The organism is Candidatus Thermoplasmatota archaeon (assembly GCA_030018475.1).
Lineage (GTDB): Archaea > Thermoplasmatota > JASEFT01 > JASEFT01 > JASEFT01 > JASEFT01.
Map to the genome: position 1 here is coordinate 31569 of JASEFT010000004.1, position 14991 is coordinate 46559.

15 protein-coding genes and 1 rRNA gene are annotated in these 14991 nt (G+C 39.9%); 10 read left to right on the forward strand and 6 right to left on the reverse strand.

The window, feature by feature from the left end:
* The first annotated feature begins 85 nt into the window (after positions 1-85).
* Positions 86-1706, forward strand: a 16S ribosomal RNA gene (locus tag QMD21_01395).
* A 213-nt stretch (positions 1707-1919) separates the two neighbouring features.
* Here the strand turns inward: QMD21_01395 and QMD21_01400 are convergent.
* The 6 genes from QMD21_01400 to QMD21_01425 form a co-directional block, all read right to left on the reverse strand.
* Positions 1920-2399: a hypothetical protein gene (locus tag QMD21_01400; GenBank protein MDI6855426.1), complete on the reverse strand. Its 480-nt coding sequence runs from the start codon at positions 2397-2399 to the stop codon at positions 1920-1922.
* 2 nt (positions 2400-2401) lie between these two features.
* A complete protein-coding gene (locus QMD21_01405; protein ID MDI6855427.1) occupies positions 2402-2716 on the reverse strand; it encodes a UPF0175 family protein in 315 nt (104 codons plus the stop codon).
* 59 nt (positions 2717-2775) lie between these two features.
* The gene (locus QMD21_01410) at positions 2776-4161 is read right to left on the reverse strand and encodes a hypothetical protein (GenBank protein ID MDI6855428.1); all 1386 of its coding nucleotides are present in this window, start codon (positions 4159-4161) and stop codon (positions 2776-2778) included.
* Positions 4158-4868 carry an ATP-binding cassette domain-containing protein gene (locus QMD21_01415; protein MDI6855429.1) on the reverse strand — a complete coding sequence of 237 codons (711 nt, stop codon included), beginning with the start codon at positions 4866-4868 and terminating at the stop codon, positions 4158-4160. The genes QMD21_01410 and QMD21_01415 overlap by 4 nt, the downstream gene beginning before the upstream one ends.
* A 146-nt stretch (positions 4869-5014) precedes the next feature.
* A complete protein-coding gene (locus QMD21_01420; GenBank protein ID MDI6855430.1) occupies positions 5015-5245 on the reverse strand; it encodes an RNA repair domain-containing protein in 231 nt (76 codons plus the stop codon).
* Between the two features lie 140 nt (positions 5246-5385).
* Positions 5386-6030 (reverse strand): MBL fold metallo-hydrolase, encoded by a 645-nt coding sequence (locus tag QMD21_01425; GenBank protein MDI6855431.1) that lies wholly within the window; start codon positions 6028-6030, stop codon positions 5386-5388.
* Positions 6031-6117: 87 nt separating this feature from the next.
* Between QMD21_01425 and thsB the strand changes: the two genes are divergently transcribed.
* From thsB to QMD21_01470, 9 genes are all read left to right on the forward strand, one after another.
* Positions 6118-7761 carry a thermosome subunit beta gene (gene thsB / locus QMD21_01430; GenBank protein MDI6855432.1) on the forward strand — a complete coding sequence of 548 codons (1644 nt, stop codon included), beginning with the start codon at positions 6118-6120 and terminating at the stop codon, positions 7759-7761.
* A 27-nt stretch (positions 7762-7788) separates the two neighbouring features.
* Positions 7789-8304 (forward strand): nucleotide exchange factor GrpE, encoded by a 516-nt coding sequence (locus QMD21_01435; GenBank protein MDI6855433.1) that lies wholly within the window; start codon positions 7789-7791, stop codon positions 8302-8304.
* 2 nt (positions 8305-8306) lie between these two features.
* On the forward strand, positions 8307-10235 hold the full coding sequence (dnaK, locus tag QMD21_01440; GenBank protein ID MDI6855434.1) for a molecular chaperone DnaK: 1929 nt from the start codon (positions 8307-8309) through the stop codon (positions 10233-10235).
* Between the two features lie 327 nt (positions 10236-10562).
* A complete protein-coding gene (dnaJ, locus tag QMD21_01445; GenBank protein MDI6855435.1) occupies positions 10563-11645 on the forward strand; it encodes a molecular chaperone DnaJ in 1083 nt (360 codons plus the stop codon).
* A 72-nt stretch (positions 11646-11717) separates the two neighbouring features.
* Entirely contained in the window at positions 11718-12302 is a 585-nt protein-coding gene (locus QMD21_01450; GenBank protein MDI6855436.1) for an Hsp20/alpha crystallin family protein, read from the forward strand.
* 318 nt (positions 12303-12620) lie between these two features.
* The gene (locus tag QMD21_01455) at positions 12621-13202 is read left to right on the forward strand and encodes an ATP-binding protein (GenBank protein ID MDI6855437.1); all 582 of its coding nucleotides are present in this window, start codon (positions 12621-12623) and stop codon (positions 13200-13202) included.
* A 17-nt stretch (positions 13203-13219) separates the two neighbouring features.
* Positions 13220-13522 (forward strand): GNAT family N-acetyltransferase, encoded by a 303-nt coding sequence (locus tag QMD21_01460; protein MDI6855438.1) that lies wholly within the window; start codon positions 13220-13222, stop codon positions 13520-13522.
* A 32-nt stretch (positions 13523-13554) separates the two neighbouring features.
* The gene (locus QMD21_01465; protein ID MDI6855439.1) at positions 13555-14277 is read left to right on the forward strand and encodes a hypothetical protein; all 723 of its coding nucleotides are present in this window, start codon (positions 13555-13557) and stop codon (positions 14275-14277) included.
* 1 nt (position 14278) lies between these two features.
* Positions 14279-14812 (forward strand): DUF2085 domain-containing protein, encoded by a 534-nt coding sequence (locus QMD21_01470; protein ID MDI6855440.1) that lies wholly within the window; start codon positions 14279-14281, stop codon positions 14810-14812.
* The last annotated feature ends 179 nt before the right edge of the window (positions 14813-14991 follow it).

Sequence of the window (14991 nt, forward strand, 5' to 3'; positions counted from 1 at the left end):
AGTTTAGGGCTTGGTACCTCTTGAATCTGACGTTTGGAAGCTCTGTGTAAAACCCCACCAAATCTAAGTGTAGTGATCGTATTGAACTCTGGTTGATCCTGCCAGAGGTCGCCGCTATTGGGATACGCTTAAGCCATGCGAGTCTAAGGAACGCAAGTTCCTTGGCGTACTGCTCAGTAACACGTGGATAATTTACCCTTAGGTGGGGAATAACTTCGGGAAACTGAGGATAATACCCCATAGGCTTAGAATGCTGGAATGCTTCTAAGCTCAAAGCTTCGGCGCCTAAGGATAAGTCTGTGGCCTATTAGGTTGTAGCAAGTGTAACTTACTTGCTAGCCTACGATGGGTACGGGCGCTGAGAGGCGTTGCCCGGAGATGGACTCTGAGACATGAGTCCAGGCCCTACGGGGCGCAGCAGGCGCGAAAACTCCACAATGTGCGCAAGCACGATGGGGGAATCCCAAGTGCCTATACTTAATGTATAGGCTGTTCCCTTGTCCAAAAAACAAGGGGAGTAAGGGCTGGGTAAGACGGGTGCCAGCCGCCGCGGTAATACCCGCAGCCCAAGTGGCGATCACTTTTATTTGGTCTAAAACGTCCGTAGCTGGTTCAGTAAATTTTTGGGTAAATCGAAATGCTTAACATTTCGAATTCCGAGAAGACTGCTGGACTTGAGACAGAGTGGGGTCAGAAGTACTCCTGGGGTAGGGGTGAAATCCTGTAATCCTAGGAGGACTACCAGTGGCGAAGGCGTCTGACTAAAGCTGCTCTGACAGTGAGGGACGAAGCCCTGGGGCGCAAACGGGATTAGATAGAAGCCTTTCTTTCTCTTTTCGGAAAAGAGAAAGAAACTCTTCAGGGAAAGAGAAAAGAAAATTTCTTTTTTCTTTTCCCCTGAAGGACTTCCTAGATACCCCGGTAGTCCAGGGTGTAAACGCTGCAGACTTGGTGCAGGGGAAGCTACGAGCTTGCCCTGTGCCGGAGAGAAGTTGTTAAGTCTGCTACCTGGGGAGTACGGTCGCAAGACTGAAACTTAAAGGAATTGGCGGGGGAGCACCGCAACGGGTGGAGCGTGCGGTTTAATTGGATTCAACGCCGAGAAGCTTACCGGGGGCGACGGATATATGAAGGTCAAGCTAACGACTTTACCAGATTATCCGAGAGGTGGTGCATGGCCGTCGTCAGTTCGTACCGTAAGGCATTCTGTTAAGTCAGATAACGAACAAGACCCCTGCTTTTAGTTGCAAACCGGAGCTCCGGCTCTGGTGCGACACTAAAGGGACTGCTGGCGCTAAGTCAGAGGAAGGAGGGGGCTACGGTAGGTCAGTATGCCCCTAATCCCCCGGGCTACACGCGCGCTACAAAGGCTGGGACAATGGGCTACGATGCCGAAAGGCAAAGTCAATCCCTAAACCCAGTCATAGTTCGGATTGAGGATTGCAACTCATCCTCATGAAGCTGGAATTCGCAGGAGTAAACTCCTTCTCTCAGCAGTTTGCTCCGCAAACAGCAGATCCGTAGTAATCGCGTATCAAAAATGCGCGGTGAATATGCCCCTGCTCCTTGCACACACCGCCCGTCAAGCCATCCGAGTTGTGTCTAAGTGAGGGTGAAGTTATTGCTTCGCTCAAACTTGGGTTCAGCGAGGAGGGCTAAGTCGTAACAAGGTATCCGTAGGGGAACCTGCGGATGGATCACCTCCTACGTTATAGAAAGGTGTGATTCGAAGCTGCTTGCAATGCAGCTAATGACGCAGGTCTGCCTTGAATTGGTGGGTAAAAAGCTTTCAAACGTCAGTGTATTTTTTCAAGCGTCCGGCGAATCGGCGTTTAGAAGTTTGAACACTAGGTTAAGGTATAGAAAAATTTGCGATTTAACACTCAAAAATTATCTTTTTCGTCTCCGATTTTATTCTACTAAATCTCACTAATTCTCCTCAGGACATCTCTGTAAAGCAGTGCGTTTATTCTAAAATCACTTTCAACTAATTTGTGAATTATATCTAATGCTTTCTTCTTTTTAACTTTCTTACTCTCAACAGCGCCAACTATCAAACCTAACAGCTCCGTGTACTCTCTCTTTTCAATATCTGCTATCCGCCTTGCACTTAATTCATCAATAATTAGTCTATTGCCTTTAGGAGTAAGAAACAGTGTAGCTTCACCTTTATCAAGACCGTATTTCGTAAATTTAGTTACATTGACACTAGTTATTACTGATATTATCCAATCACCAATCGCACTCTTGATACGCTCGTTTTCCGGAAAATCGTAGCGCAAAAGCCCTTTCTCAATCGTTTTCGTTATATACACCTTACCAAACAACTCTTTTAAAAACTCGAGCTCTCCAATTTTAGCTAATGCAATTAGAGTGGAGGAATCTACAAAAGTACGCATAATCACCGCTTAAGCCACTTTTTAGATTTTTCGATATCGCGCGCTAATTCAGTTGCAGAATATCTAAAAAACGGTATTTCCCTTCTCGCTAGGTAATCACACATCTCCTGAATACTTACATCTGCAAACTCTGCAGCTTTACAAAGAGTAAATTCGTTACTCAGATATTTTTTCATTGCAATTTCAAGTTTCAAAGCTTTTATACCCTCATGAAGCGCATTGCGAGCCACTTCCGATTTTGACATATGCAGAACTTTTGTAAGCTCTTCTACGTCCTCAACTTCCTCTTCCGGCAATCGTATCTGTAAATTCTCCATTTTAATCCCTCATTACAATATAATCATTTGTGATGATATAAAGATCGTGGTTTGGCGCACTAAAATCCAAAATTCTCCTTACTCCACTTCTCATCTATCCCCTCCCAGAGTAGTAAGCTTGCTATCAACAATAGTCCACAGCCAAAAACAATAAAAATTATTGCAATAAAGCTTGGTGCGAAAGAAAGTATAGCCAAGGGCACTTGCGGTAATAGCGCGAAAACACAGAATTTTACTAAAATTTTAGGGTTGAAAAGATAAACATTTACTCTCAATCCAGTAAGCCATGCAACCGCAAGCGAAATATAAACAAGGTTAGAGAAGCCAACGAATAGCGCTATAGGTAATAAAAAAAGCTCATTAGCAACAGCGCTAACTCCCAAAATAAATACTGGTATGAACAGCAGAGCAATGTAAAAATGGGCTTTCACTTTAGTTTTTATAATTTCAGGCACAGATATAGGCAGTAAATTGTAAAACTCGAGCGCTTCAATATTGTTCAACCATGAATAAATCACAAGGCAGAAAAAGCCTGTGAAAATAGCGTAAGATACTGAGCTAAAGCCAATTTTAATATTCCTTTCTATAAACCAGAACAGCAAGCTCAAAAATATTAAAGGAAATAAAAAAGAAAATAAAATCTTGGGTAAAGTATTGCTTCTTTTCAAATCTAGAAATTCTTTTATTAGAAAAGGAGAAATTTTTAGTTTGAGATATTTTGGAGCTACTACCTGCGTAGGCTTAAACTTCTCAATTTCTTCTTCACTAATTGCAATTGTCCCTATTAAGGAATTAAATAAAATAAAAGCCAGAGCGTAAATGAAGTCTCCAATTTCCCTCAGAAGTAAAGTATTATAGAGCTTGAAGATAAGAGTTGAAAGTATAATTGAAAGTGTGTAAGCACCAGTTAACAGCAGATAAAATTTTGAGTGCCTTCTGTAGAGGTTAGCGATAAAATAAGAAAATGACATTCCAGCAATGAAAGAAATGCTTAGCATAGCAAAAAATACTAGCACAAAAATCAAGGAGAGTTTAGATAGCGGTAAGGAGAGCGTTAGCCCAAGAGTCAATGGAACTACAGTTAAAGATAGGTAAAATAGAATCTCTCTTATGTACAACGATAGAAAAATTGTTCTGAGGTTTAGTGGCAAATGCTCATGGGTATGAACTAAAAATTTTACGCCAGAAAATCTCTTCATGGATTCCTTACCCAAAAATCCGAAATAGCCTGCAACTAGCCCATAAAAGAAAATTGAGATGCTAACTGAAAGTTGTAGTTGAGGAATTGCTACATGTTTGGCTAAGTCACTAACGCTTGCTCCTGCAAAAAAGCCGATGAGCATTATGATAAATGGGAAGAACAAGAATGCCAATTTACTAGTATAGCTTGTATGGAATCTGTATTCTTCTTTTAGCATTAATTTGATTAAATCCTGAAATTTCATCGCTCGCCTAAGATAACTCTTTGAAATATCTGCTCTAAGTTCTCATGCTCATGAGTTCTCAAATCTTCCACTCTACCTATTGCTACAATTATGCCATTATTGATAATGCCTATTTTAGAGCATAGCTTCTCTGCAACCTCAAGCACATGAGTGCATAGAAAAATAGTCTTCCCACTATTTACAAATTCTTTAAAATAGTTTTTTAGTTTAGCTTGATGCAAAGGGTCAAGATTGGATAAGGGCTCATCTAGAAATAAAATTTCAGGCTCGTGAATCAAAGCGTTTGCAATTTGCAGTTTCTGTCTTGCACCTCTTGATAAATCTTTAATCAACTTGTTTTCCTCGCCTTCCAACTCAAAGAATTCTAGCCAGTACTCTATTTTATCAAACCTCAAATTCCTAGCTCTACATACGAACATAAGGAATTCTTCTGAGGTTAAAAAGCTAGGTAGAGCCTCTATCTCAGGCACTACTCCTATTCTGCGCTTTAGCTCTAGTTTATCATTTACATTTATACCTAGAACATAAGCCTCGCCGCTCGTTTGAGCTAAACTTCCTGATAAAATTTTTAAAAGTGTAGTTTTACCTGCGCCGTTAGGACCAAATAGCCCGAAAAAATCGCCAGCTTCTATTTCTAGATTTATGTTTTGTAGGGCAGTAATTTCACCGTACTTCTTGCTGATATTTTCTGTTTTTATTACAGGCATTCCATTCTTAAAATGAAATTGGCGTAATTAAGGTTTTCTTTTCTTTAATGAAAGAAGAATGATAGCTACTATCTATCGCGCTTACGGAATTATACAGAAAGTTAGGTAATGAATTAAAAGCCAGAGAGGTAGAGAAAGAGCTTGGGCTATAAACTTTTCCGCTCCCAAACTAACTCATTATCATAAAATATTTTTCTAATTCTGTGATATGGTATACTAGCTTCACCGGTCTCGAAAAATGATTTACCAAGCGCTAAAATTTCACTGCCAGAAATTATTTTAGTATCGTTTTTCGCACCCCTATGCAAATACCAAATTTCTGCTTTCTTTATATCCTTAGTCCATTTGAGTTTATTTAGTATCTCTTTTGCAGTCATAAAGCAGAAAAAAATAAGGAAGTTGAGCTAGCCTTTATCACGGACGCTTCTAACTTCTCTATTCTGAACGCATCGCCCCTTTTCTCCAGTTTTGCCATTTTTACCATTGAAGGATATATTTTTCAGAGTATTAACATTTTCTAAAATCCTTCTAAAAACTCTAATGCAAGCTTTATATGCTCTTTACCATTACCTTCTACAAACCTACCATGCCCAGGGTAGAGATTCTCAACTTCGAGCAAAGAGAGCTTTTTTACTGAGCTCAATAACGCTTCATAACCACCGGTAGGCAGATCCCATCTACCTGTAGCACCATCTGCAAAAACAGTATCGCCGGAAAACAGAGATTTATTTTTATTATCGTATAAAGAGACACTTCCTTTTGTATGCCCTGGAGTATGAATAACCTTAAGTTTTATATTGCCCACTTCAATCTTTTCGCCTATCTTCTTTACTTCCAAAGGCTCTTGACTGCCACCAAACCAACGAGCGCCTGTAATAACGTTATCACCTATTCTTATTGCATTAAAATCTAGCTCGTGAATTAAAACATCAGCTTTTGTTAAATTCCGCAGTTTCTCAGCACCTCCGCAATGGTCAAAATGGCAATGGGTCAAAATTATTTTAGCTATTTTTTGCAGATCGCAAATTTTCTCAATGCCCCCTGCCAATTTCTTAAAATGAGCTCCTTGACCTGTGCCTGTATCTATAACGACAGCTTCTTTATCCAAAATCAAATAAACATTGGAATCGTAGCCAGAACTAATATATTTATGAATTTCCATATTTGAAAAGAAAGCGAGGGACAATATTTGCTTTTCTAGAAAATTTTATATAGAAGGGCAAATATATCAAGTTAGGGTGACGAAAATATGATAGGTCAAGGCACTCCTATTTTAGTATTAAAAGAAGGGACTACTAGAGAAAAAGGCAAGAGTGCGCAGAGCGCAAATATCACAGCTGCAAAGGCAATTGCAGACGCTGTAAGAAGTACATTGGGTCCTCGCGGTATGGATAAAATGCTTGTAGATAGTATGGGCGATGTTGTGATAACTAACGACGGAGTAACTATACTTAAAGAAATAGATGTAGAGCACCCAGCTGCTAAAATGCTCGTAGAAGTTGCTAAAACACAGGATCAGCAATGCGGTGATGGTACAACCACAGCTGTAATACTCGCTGGAGAATTGCTGAAAAACGCAGAAAGTTTGGTTGATCAGAACATTCATCCAACAATAATAGTTAGCGGCTATAGACTTGCATCTAACAAAGCTTGCGAAATACTAGATAAAATTGCAGAGAAAGTAAGTATTAAAGACAAAGAAATACTGCCTAAAATTGCAGCTACTGCAATTATGAGCAAGAGCGCTGCAGCAAGTAAAGACTTACTTGCAGATATTGCAGTAAAAGCGGTTACGAGCATTGTTGAAGAGCGCGACGGAAAAATAATTGCAGATACAGATAACGTGCAGATAGTGAAGAAGCATGGCGGCTCTATAGACGATACAGAGCTTGTTGAGGGCATTATTGTAGATAAAGAGGTAGTGCATGCAGGAATGCCTAAAAGAGTAGAGAATGCGAAAATAGCACTGCTAGATTGCGCTCTTGAAATAAAGAAGACAGAAGTAGATGCTAAAATAGAGATTACAGATCCAAAGCAGTTACAAGCGTTTCTTGCAGAAGAAGAGAATATGCTGAAGAGAATGGTTGATAAAGTCAAAGCCAGTGGCGCAAACGTAGTGTTCTGTCAGAAAGGAATCGATGATCTTGCTCAGCACTATCTTGCAAAAAATAATATCTACGCAGTAAGAAGAGTAAAAGAGAGTGATATGAAGAAACTTGCAAAAGCGACTGGCGGTAAGTTAGTTACTAGAATTGACGATTTAACGAAGGAAGATTTAGGCAATGCGAAGGAAGTTTATGAAAAGAAAATAGGCGAAGATAATCTTACTTTCGTTACAGGCTGCAAGGAAGCGAAAGCAGTTTCAATATTGCTGAGAGGCGGTACTGAACACGTGGTTGACGAAATGGAGCGCTCGGTACACGATGCACTCAGTGTAGTTTCCTGCGCTCTAGAAGACGGTAAAATAATAACAGGCGCTGGAGCTGCAGCTACAGAAATAGCATTAGCGCTTAGAGATTATGCCTCCACTGTTGGTGGCAGAGAGCAAATGGCTATCGAGAGTTTTGCAGATGCAATTGAAGTAGTGCCTAGAACACTTGCTGAAAATGCAGGTATGGATCCTATAGATACACTTATAGAGCTAAGGAAAGCGCATAAGGAAGGTAAAGGGACTGTAGGCGTAAACGTGCTTGCAAACAAAATCAGTGATATGAAAGGTATTGTGATAGAGCCTATTCGTGTAGGCAGACAGGCAATACTCTCTGCTACAGACGCTACGGTAATGATCCTTAGAATTGACGATATTATTGCTGCTAAAGCGCCTAAAGCGGAGGCTCGTCCTCCAACGCCTCCAGGAGGCCCAGGAGGCCTGGGCGGGGAAGAAGAATACTAAATTATTTTTTTGCATATTTACTTTATAATGGCAACTAGTGAACCGAAAAAGGTAAGTAGCTACCAGCGTATCAAATCGAAGTTTGCAGAAGCAATAAAAGGGCTGGAGGCACAGAAAAAACTTAGCAATGAGTATTTAGAAAAGCTACAGTGGGCTCAGTCAGAGCTTGAGAATCTAAGGAAGTGTTTCGAAAAGGAGAGAGAAAACTACTTGAGAACTGCTACTGATAAGTTAATCTTAGAGCTCCTGCCTGTGCTAGACGGTTTCGATAGAATAATTACTAATCCTGTAGGTATAGAACGAAAAGCTCTTGAAGGTTTGGAGTTGCTGTATAAAGAGCTATTGGGAGTTTTAGAAAAAGCAGGCTTAGCGCCTGTAAAGGCAGTGGGCGAGAAATTCGACCCTTTCATGCATGAAGCTGTAATGCAGGTAGTTGATAATAATTGGGAAGATAACACTGTAGTAGAAGAGTTACAGAAAGGGTATACGTTAAACTCAAGAGTTCTAAGAGCTTCTAAAGTTAAAGTTTCAAAGAGGGGATAAAAATGGCAAAAGAGGAGCTTAAGAAAAGAGAGAAGATTATTGGTATAGATATAGGCACTAGCAACTCAGCAGCAGCTGTTATGATCGCAGGAAAGCCTACAATCATACCAAGTGCTGAAGGCACAATTGTTGGCGGCGGTAAAGCATTTCCATCATTCGTTGCCTTCACCAAAGATGGTCAAAGGCTACTTGGCGAGCCTGCGCGCAGACAAGCTATCACAAATCCTGAAGGTACAGTTACTGCGTTCAAGCGTAAAATGGGCACTGATTACAAATACAAGATTTACGGTAAGGAATATACTCCCCAGCAGCTTACTGCTTTTTTATTACAAAAGATAAAGCAAGATGCAGAAGCTTATATTGGCGAGGAAATTAAGAAAGCGGTTATTACGTGTCCAGCTTATTTTGACGATAACCAGCGCACTGCTACCAGAGATGCTGGTATTATTGCAGGCTTAGATGTCGTGCGCGTAATAAACGAGCCTACAGCAGCATCTTTAGCTTACGGTATCGATAAACTAGAAAAAGAGCAGCGCATATTGGTATTTGATTTCGGTGGCGGTACCCTTGATGTGACTGTAATGGAGTTTGGCGGCGGCGTTTTTGAAGTTAAATCGACAGCGGGCGATACCCAGCTCGGCGGCACAGATATGGATAATACTATCGTTGATTATCTAGTAGCCCGATTTAAGAACGATACTGGCATTGACTTAAGCAAGGATAAAATAGCTATGCAGCGCTTGCGCGAAGCTGCGGAAAGGGCAAAGATAGAGCTTTCTACAACTCTAACTGCTGATATTAATTTACCTTATATTACGGCAGATGCTACAGGGCCTAGGCATCTTACTACAACGCTTACGAGAGCGAAGCTAGAAGAGCTTGTCATGCCTACAATTAATCGCTGTAGTGGGCCTGTGGAGCAAGCTTTAAAAGATGCTAAAATAGAGCCTAAAGATATAGACAAAATAATTTTAGTTGGCGGGCCTACAAGAATGCCTTGCGTGCAAAAATTTGTAGAGGAAGTTATAGGTAAGAAGGTAGAGCGCGGTATCGATCCCATGGAATGCGTAGCACTAGGCGCTGGAATACAAGCTGGCGTTTTGGCAGGTGAAGTAAAAGAATTATTATTGCTTGACGTAACGCCTCTTTCGCTTGGAGTAGAAACTTTAGGAGGTATTTTCACTAAACTTATCGAGCGCAATACAACTATACCTACAAGGAAATCGCAAATATTTTCTACAGCTAGCGATTTCCAGACTGCTGTTACAATTCATGTGCTACAGGGAGAAAGACCAATGGCACAAGATAATACTTCTCTGGGAATGTTTAATTTGGTAGGCATACCTCCAGCACCAAGAGGTATACCGCAAATAGAGGTAACTTTCGACCTGGATGCAAGCGGTATATTGAACGTTACTGCAAAAGATTTGGGTACAGGCAAAGAGCAGAAAATCACAATTACAGCTTCAACCAAACTCCCCAAAGAGCAGATAGAAAAAATGATGAAAGAAGCAGAGCAATTTGCAGAGAAGGATAGGCGTAGAAGGGAGGAAGCAGAACTCAGGAACAACGCTGATTCTTTACTTTATACAGCCGAGAAAACTAAAAAAGATTTGGAGGAGAAACTAACCAAAGAGCAGAAAGCCCAGATTGATAAAGAATGTGAAGAGCTGAGAAAAGCGCTTGAAGGCAAAGATATTGCAGAGATTAAGCGCAAAATGGAAGCACTATCGAAAACTCTGCAAGAAGTAGGCGCAAGTATTTACAGAGAAGCAGCTGAGAAATATGTAAAAGAGAAAGCAAGAGAGCCTGAGGAAGGTAAAGTCTGGAAGGGTAAGCCTAAAGGTGAAGAAGAAGAAAAGAAAGAAAAAGTAGTAGAAGCAGAGTACGAAGAGGTAAAGGAAGATGAGGAGAAAAAGGGTGAAAAGTAGTTCTCAACAAGCCTCTACCACGAGCTTATGCTTGCCACCTATCGTCACAAAAACCTCTTTGCCTTTATCTAATTTTAGAAATTTTACTATATCTTTTGGTATCCTAACCACCAAAGAATTACCTGCGTAAGCGAGCTTTGTTTTTCTACCAATTATCTGTATATATTATTTTTGTCATATTCTTTTTCATCATTAAACCCCGTTATAAGCAGAGAATGAAGAGGTAAAGGAAGAAAGTAAACAATTAATGTGCAAATAAATTGTCAAACACAAACAGAAAAACAAAACCTTTTTAAGCCAGACAATACCTATAATTATTAAGAGAATATGCCAAAAAGAGATTATTACGATATACTCGGCGTACCTAAAAATGCGAGCAAAGAAGAGCTTAAAAGAAAGTATAGAGAGCTAGCTAAAAAATATCATCCTGATTTGTGTAAAGAAGCTGATGCTGAGGAAAAATTTAAAGAAATTTCAGAAGCGTATGCAGTCCTTTCTGATGACGAAAAAAGAGCGCAGTACGATATGTACGGTCATGAAGGTATTGCAGGGCGCTATACCTACGATGATATCTTCAGAGATTTTGATTTCGATATATTTCGCGACTTTGGCTTCGGCGACGTAGACAGAATATTTGACATGTTCTTTGGAAGGAGCCCTACTTTCTATAGCTATCGTGAAGGTTCTGTACGAGGCGAGGATTTAACTTATAATTTAGAAGTAGAGCTTGAAGATGTTGCGTTCGGCAGAGAAAAATTTTTTTCAGTTTTGAAGAGGGAGCCTTGCGGTGCCTGTAATGGTAGCGGAGGCAAGAGCTTTACAACATGCAGTTACTGCCAAGGCACAGGGCAGTTAAGAGATGTTAAGACAAGAGGCTTTTCACAGTTTATAACTATCCGTACATGCCATAAATGCAATGGCGAAGGTAGAACTATTGAAGAGCTTTGTAGCGATTGCAAAGGCAAAGGGTTAATTAAAAAAGAAAAAAAGCTAAAGTTAAAAATTCCAGCAGGTGCAGAGAGCGGTAGTACACTGAGAATACCTAAAGAAGGAGGAGTTATTAAAGGCTCTACTCCGGGCGATTTGTATGTGGTACTAAAGGTGAAGGAGCATCCCGTCTTTAAACGCGAAGGTAGTAATATTTTATGCGAAATGCCAATTTCTTTCGTACTAGCTGCTTTGGGTGGTAACCTGGAGGTGCCTACACTTGACGGTAAGGCAGAGATTAAAATCCCAGCAGGCACGCAGAGCAATACAGTGTTTAGGCTCAGAGGTAAGGGCTTGCGCGAGTTAGCGTCCTCTCACAGAGGCGATGAGCTTGTTAAAGTTGTAGTTACAGTACCAACGAAACTTACAAAAGAGCAGGAAAGATTGCTGAGAGCCTTTGAAGCGGCATCTGAAAAAACTTAATATTGAGAATGAGTATTCCTGTTATTAGCTGTTAAAATAGTTGAAAGAAACGAACAGAGTAGGTGAGGCAAAATGGCTAAAAAGGGAGAAGAAAACGATAACAATGAAGAATGGCCTTTCTGGCGAAGGAAGAAGCGAAAACAGCGCTGGCCTTTCAACGAGTTTGACGAGCTTTTCGGCGATGAGTTTGAGCGCGAGTTCGAGCGAATGCGCAAGCATTTAGATGAACTAATGGAAGAGCTCTATAAAGCCGAAGTTAAACCAACTCTACTTGGACCTTTTGTATACGGCTTTTCTATGAGAATAGGTGCTGACGGCAAGCCTCAGATTCAGCAGTTTGGTAGCACTCCTAAGAAAGGCTTGGAAATTGCAGAGCGTGAGCCTCTAACTGACGTACTTGAAGGTGAAGAAGTAGTTACTGTCACTGTAGAGCTTCCAGGGGTGGCGAAAGAAGATATTGATCTTACTGCTACTGAGGATGTGCTAACTATAGATGTAGCTGCCGAGAAAAGAAAATACCATCGCGATATTAAGCTACCTTGCAGAGTATTGCCTGACACAACAACTGCAACTTATAAAAATGGAGTTCTCGATATAGTAATAAAGCGTGCTGAGAAGAAGGAGAAGAAGCCTGGTAAGAAAGTAGAGATAAAGTAAACTCAGCGACGAAGTTCTTCTTGACGAGCTTTTTAATGGTATCATTGACAAGAGCACAAAACGGTATAACTAAAAATCTTGGGAGTACTGTTTATTTAACTTAGCTTTTCTTTACAAAACTCATTTCTCGCGTCTCTAGACTTAGTAGAATCTATCTTTAGTCTGGATAAAAAACGATAATTTTCTAATCATTTTAATATCCATACTTGGATTAAATGAAAGAAGCCCTTTTCTTTTTCTTCCAAAGAAAAAGAAAAGTCCTTCAGGGGAAAAGAAAAAGAATAGAACAATATGCGAACTTGATTAGAAGGATATTAAATGAAATATCTAATTATTACATGTGGAGTAATAGGTACGGGCAAGAGTACAATTGCAAAAGCTCTTGCAAAGAGGACAGGTATGAAAGTCATATCCTCAGATTATGTCAGAAAGAGCATTGTTGCAGGTATTCCACCTGAAGCTCATAGATATGAAAAATTTGGTGAAGGCATATACTCGAAAGAATTCTCAGAAAGAACTTATCTAAAAATGCTGGAGCTTGCAAAAGTGCAATTAACCAGAAACAAATCTGTTATTTTAGATGGCGCTTTTAGCAAAAGATGGCAACGCGTTAAAGCTTATGAGACTGCAAAAGAAACTGATGCAAGATTCTTGTGCGTTGAGTTCATATGCAGTAAAGAAGAGCTGATAAAGAGGCTTGAAAAAAGAGCTCTGAGCAAAAGAGGCGTTTCAAACGGAAGGATTGAGATACTAGCTGAGCATGAAGCTAGCTTTGAAAAGGTATCGGAATTTTCGGAAGAGCTGCACATTATAATTGATACCACATGTAGGAAAGAAGATTGCGTACAATCTGTTTTGGCTAGGCTGAACGAAAAGTTAAAGTTGAAACATTGCTATTAATAAAAAAGTGGTAAAAAATGGAGATAAGAGCGGCTAAAGAAAGCGACAGAAGCGCTTTAGAGCTATTGGCTTCTGAAAACGGGTTAAAGTTCAAATCTTCTATAGAGCATACTTTGATAGCTGAGCAGAATGGCAAAATTATAGGATATGTTTCATACACCCCCGAGCTTAAGCAAGACAAATGGTTTGGAAAGCATTACGAAACCAACGCTTTAGTTGTAAAAGAAGAATATTTAGGTGAAGGTGTAGTTACTAAACTTATAGAAGAGGTTACTGAGCTCGCAAAGAGTAAAGGAGTAAATCTAAAACTAAGGCACTAGCTAAACCAAAATCAATATTTGTTTTATTTACAATGGTAAAATGCCATAAATGCGGTTATGAGTTTATAGCTGAAGAAAAACTTACTATCTGCCCTCAGTGCTTCTATCAGTTTGATACAGGCAAAGAGTATAGAATCGAGCCTAAAAAGAGCTCTGCAAAACCAATTATAGCAGGAATTTTATTAATTATAGTCTCTCTGTCCACATTATTTATAGTAATTGCCTTATATGCAGCTCCTACTTTGCTAGAGCATTATCATTTGGAGCAAATGCAATCTTCGCTTTACGGTAGGGTAGTCGATAAAAATGGTACTGGTATAGAAGATGTAACTATAGAACTTAATGATTTAGTAGTTAAGACAAACTCTACAGGCTATTACAAGCTGGAAAATGTCCATGGTGGGCTACACAAAATAAAAATTTATAAGCCCAATAATAAAACAATTATTGCTAAAATATTTGTTCTGCCTAGAAATGAGGCTGAGAATTTCGAACTCATACCTGGTGAGGGGATTATAGAAGAAGACCGTACTTTAGAACTATTTGCAGTTTTGTATAGCTGTGCAACTATAGAACTAATATTCTCTGTTTTTGCTTTGGTTGGAGGCGTGCTAGCAATTAAAAGAAGACATTTTGCCGTTTGCGTTGTAGGCTCTGTAGTTGGATTGCTGTCGTTATTAGTAGTTGTTGGTACAATCATGAGCATCGCTGCCCTAATATTGCTTGCACTTTCAAAGGAGGAGTTTAAAAGTTGATATGAGCAACGAAAATCGACTTTCAATTCCAAAACTGCTCTTCTATTTAATATGCCTTATTTGGCTCCTGCTCCAGATTGTAGCACCGCTAACGCTCAAGTCGGGCTCTTTAAATTTAGGCGAAGAAGGTAGAGTAGGAACTCGCGAATATGAGGGAGTTTATGAAAATTTTAATCCAGTTGCAAAATTTATGTACTCTAGTGGCGACACTCTATGCCATCAGAAAGCCAGCAGGTCTTTCTTTATTAATGGAAATCAATTGCCGTACTGCGCAAGATGTACTGGGATATTCTTAGGCGTTCTGCTAGGCTCTTGCATTGGAATATTGCTGACCGTCGAGCTCAAATGGTATTGGGTTGTACTAGGCCTTTTGCCAATAAGTATAGATGGGACAGGCCAATTGTTTAATTTATGGCAAAGCTTTAATTTGATAAGACTTATTACTGGCATTGCTATTGGTATAGTAGCAGGCTTGGCTGTATGCATGCTAATCCAAGAACTTTCAGGTAAAAGAAAAAATGATAGCTTTGGATAAGAAAGAGCGTAGGATATTAAGGGTACTCCAAGAGAACTGCAGAAAAATCAACCAAGCAAATGGCCTAGAGATTTGGTGTGCGGAACATTCCGTGTTGGTGAAATTTTCTGATTTTTAGAGCCTTAAAACCGAATGAGTAGTCTGTTGAGTGTTTTTGCATTGTTCTATAATTTCACGCC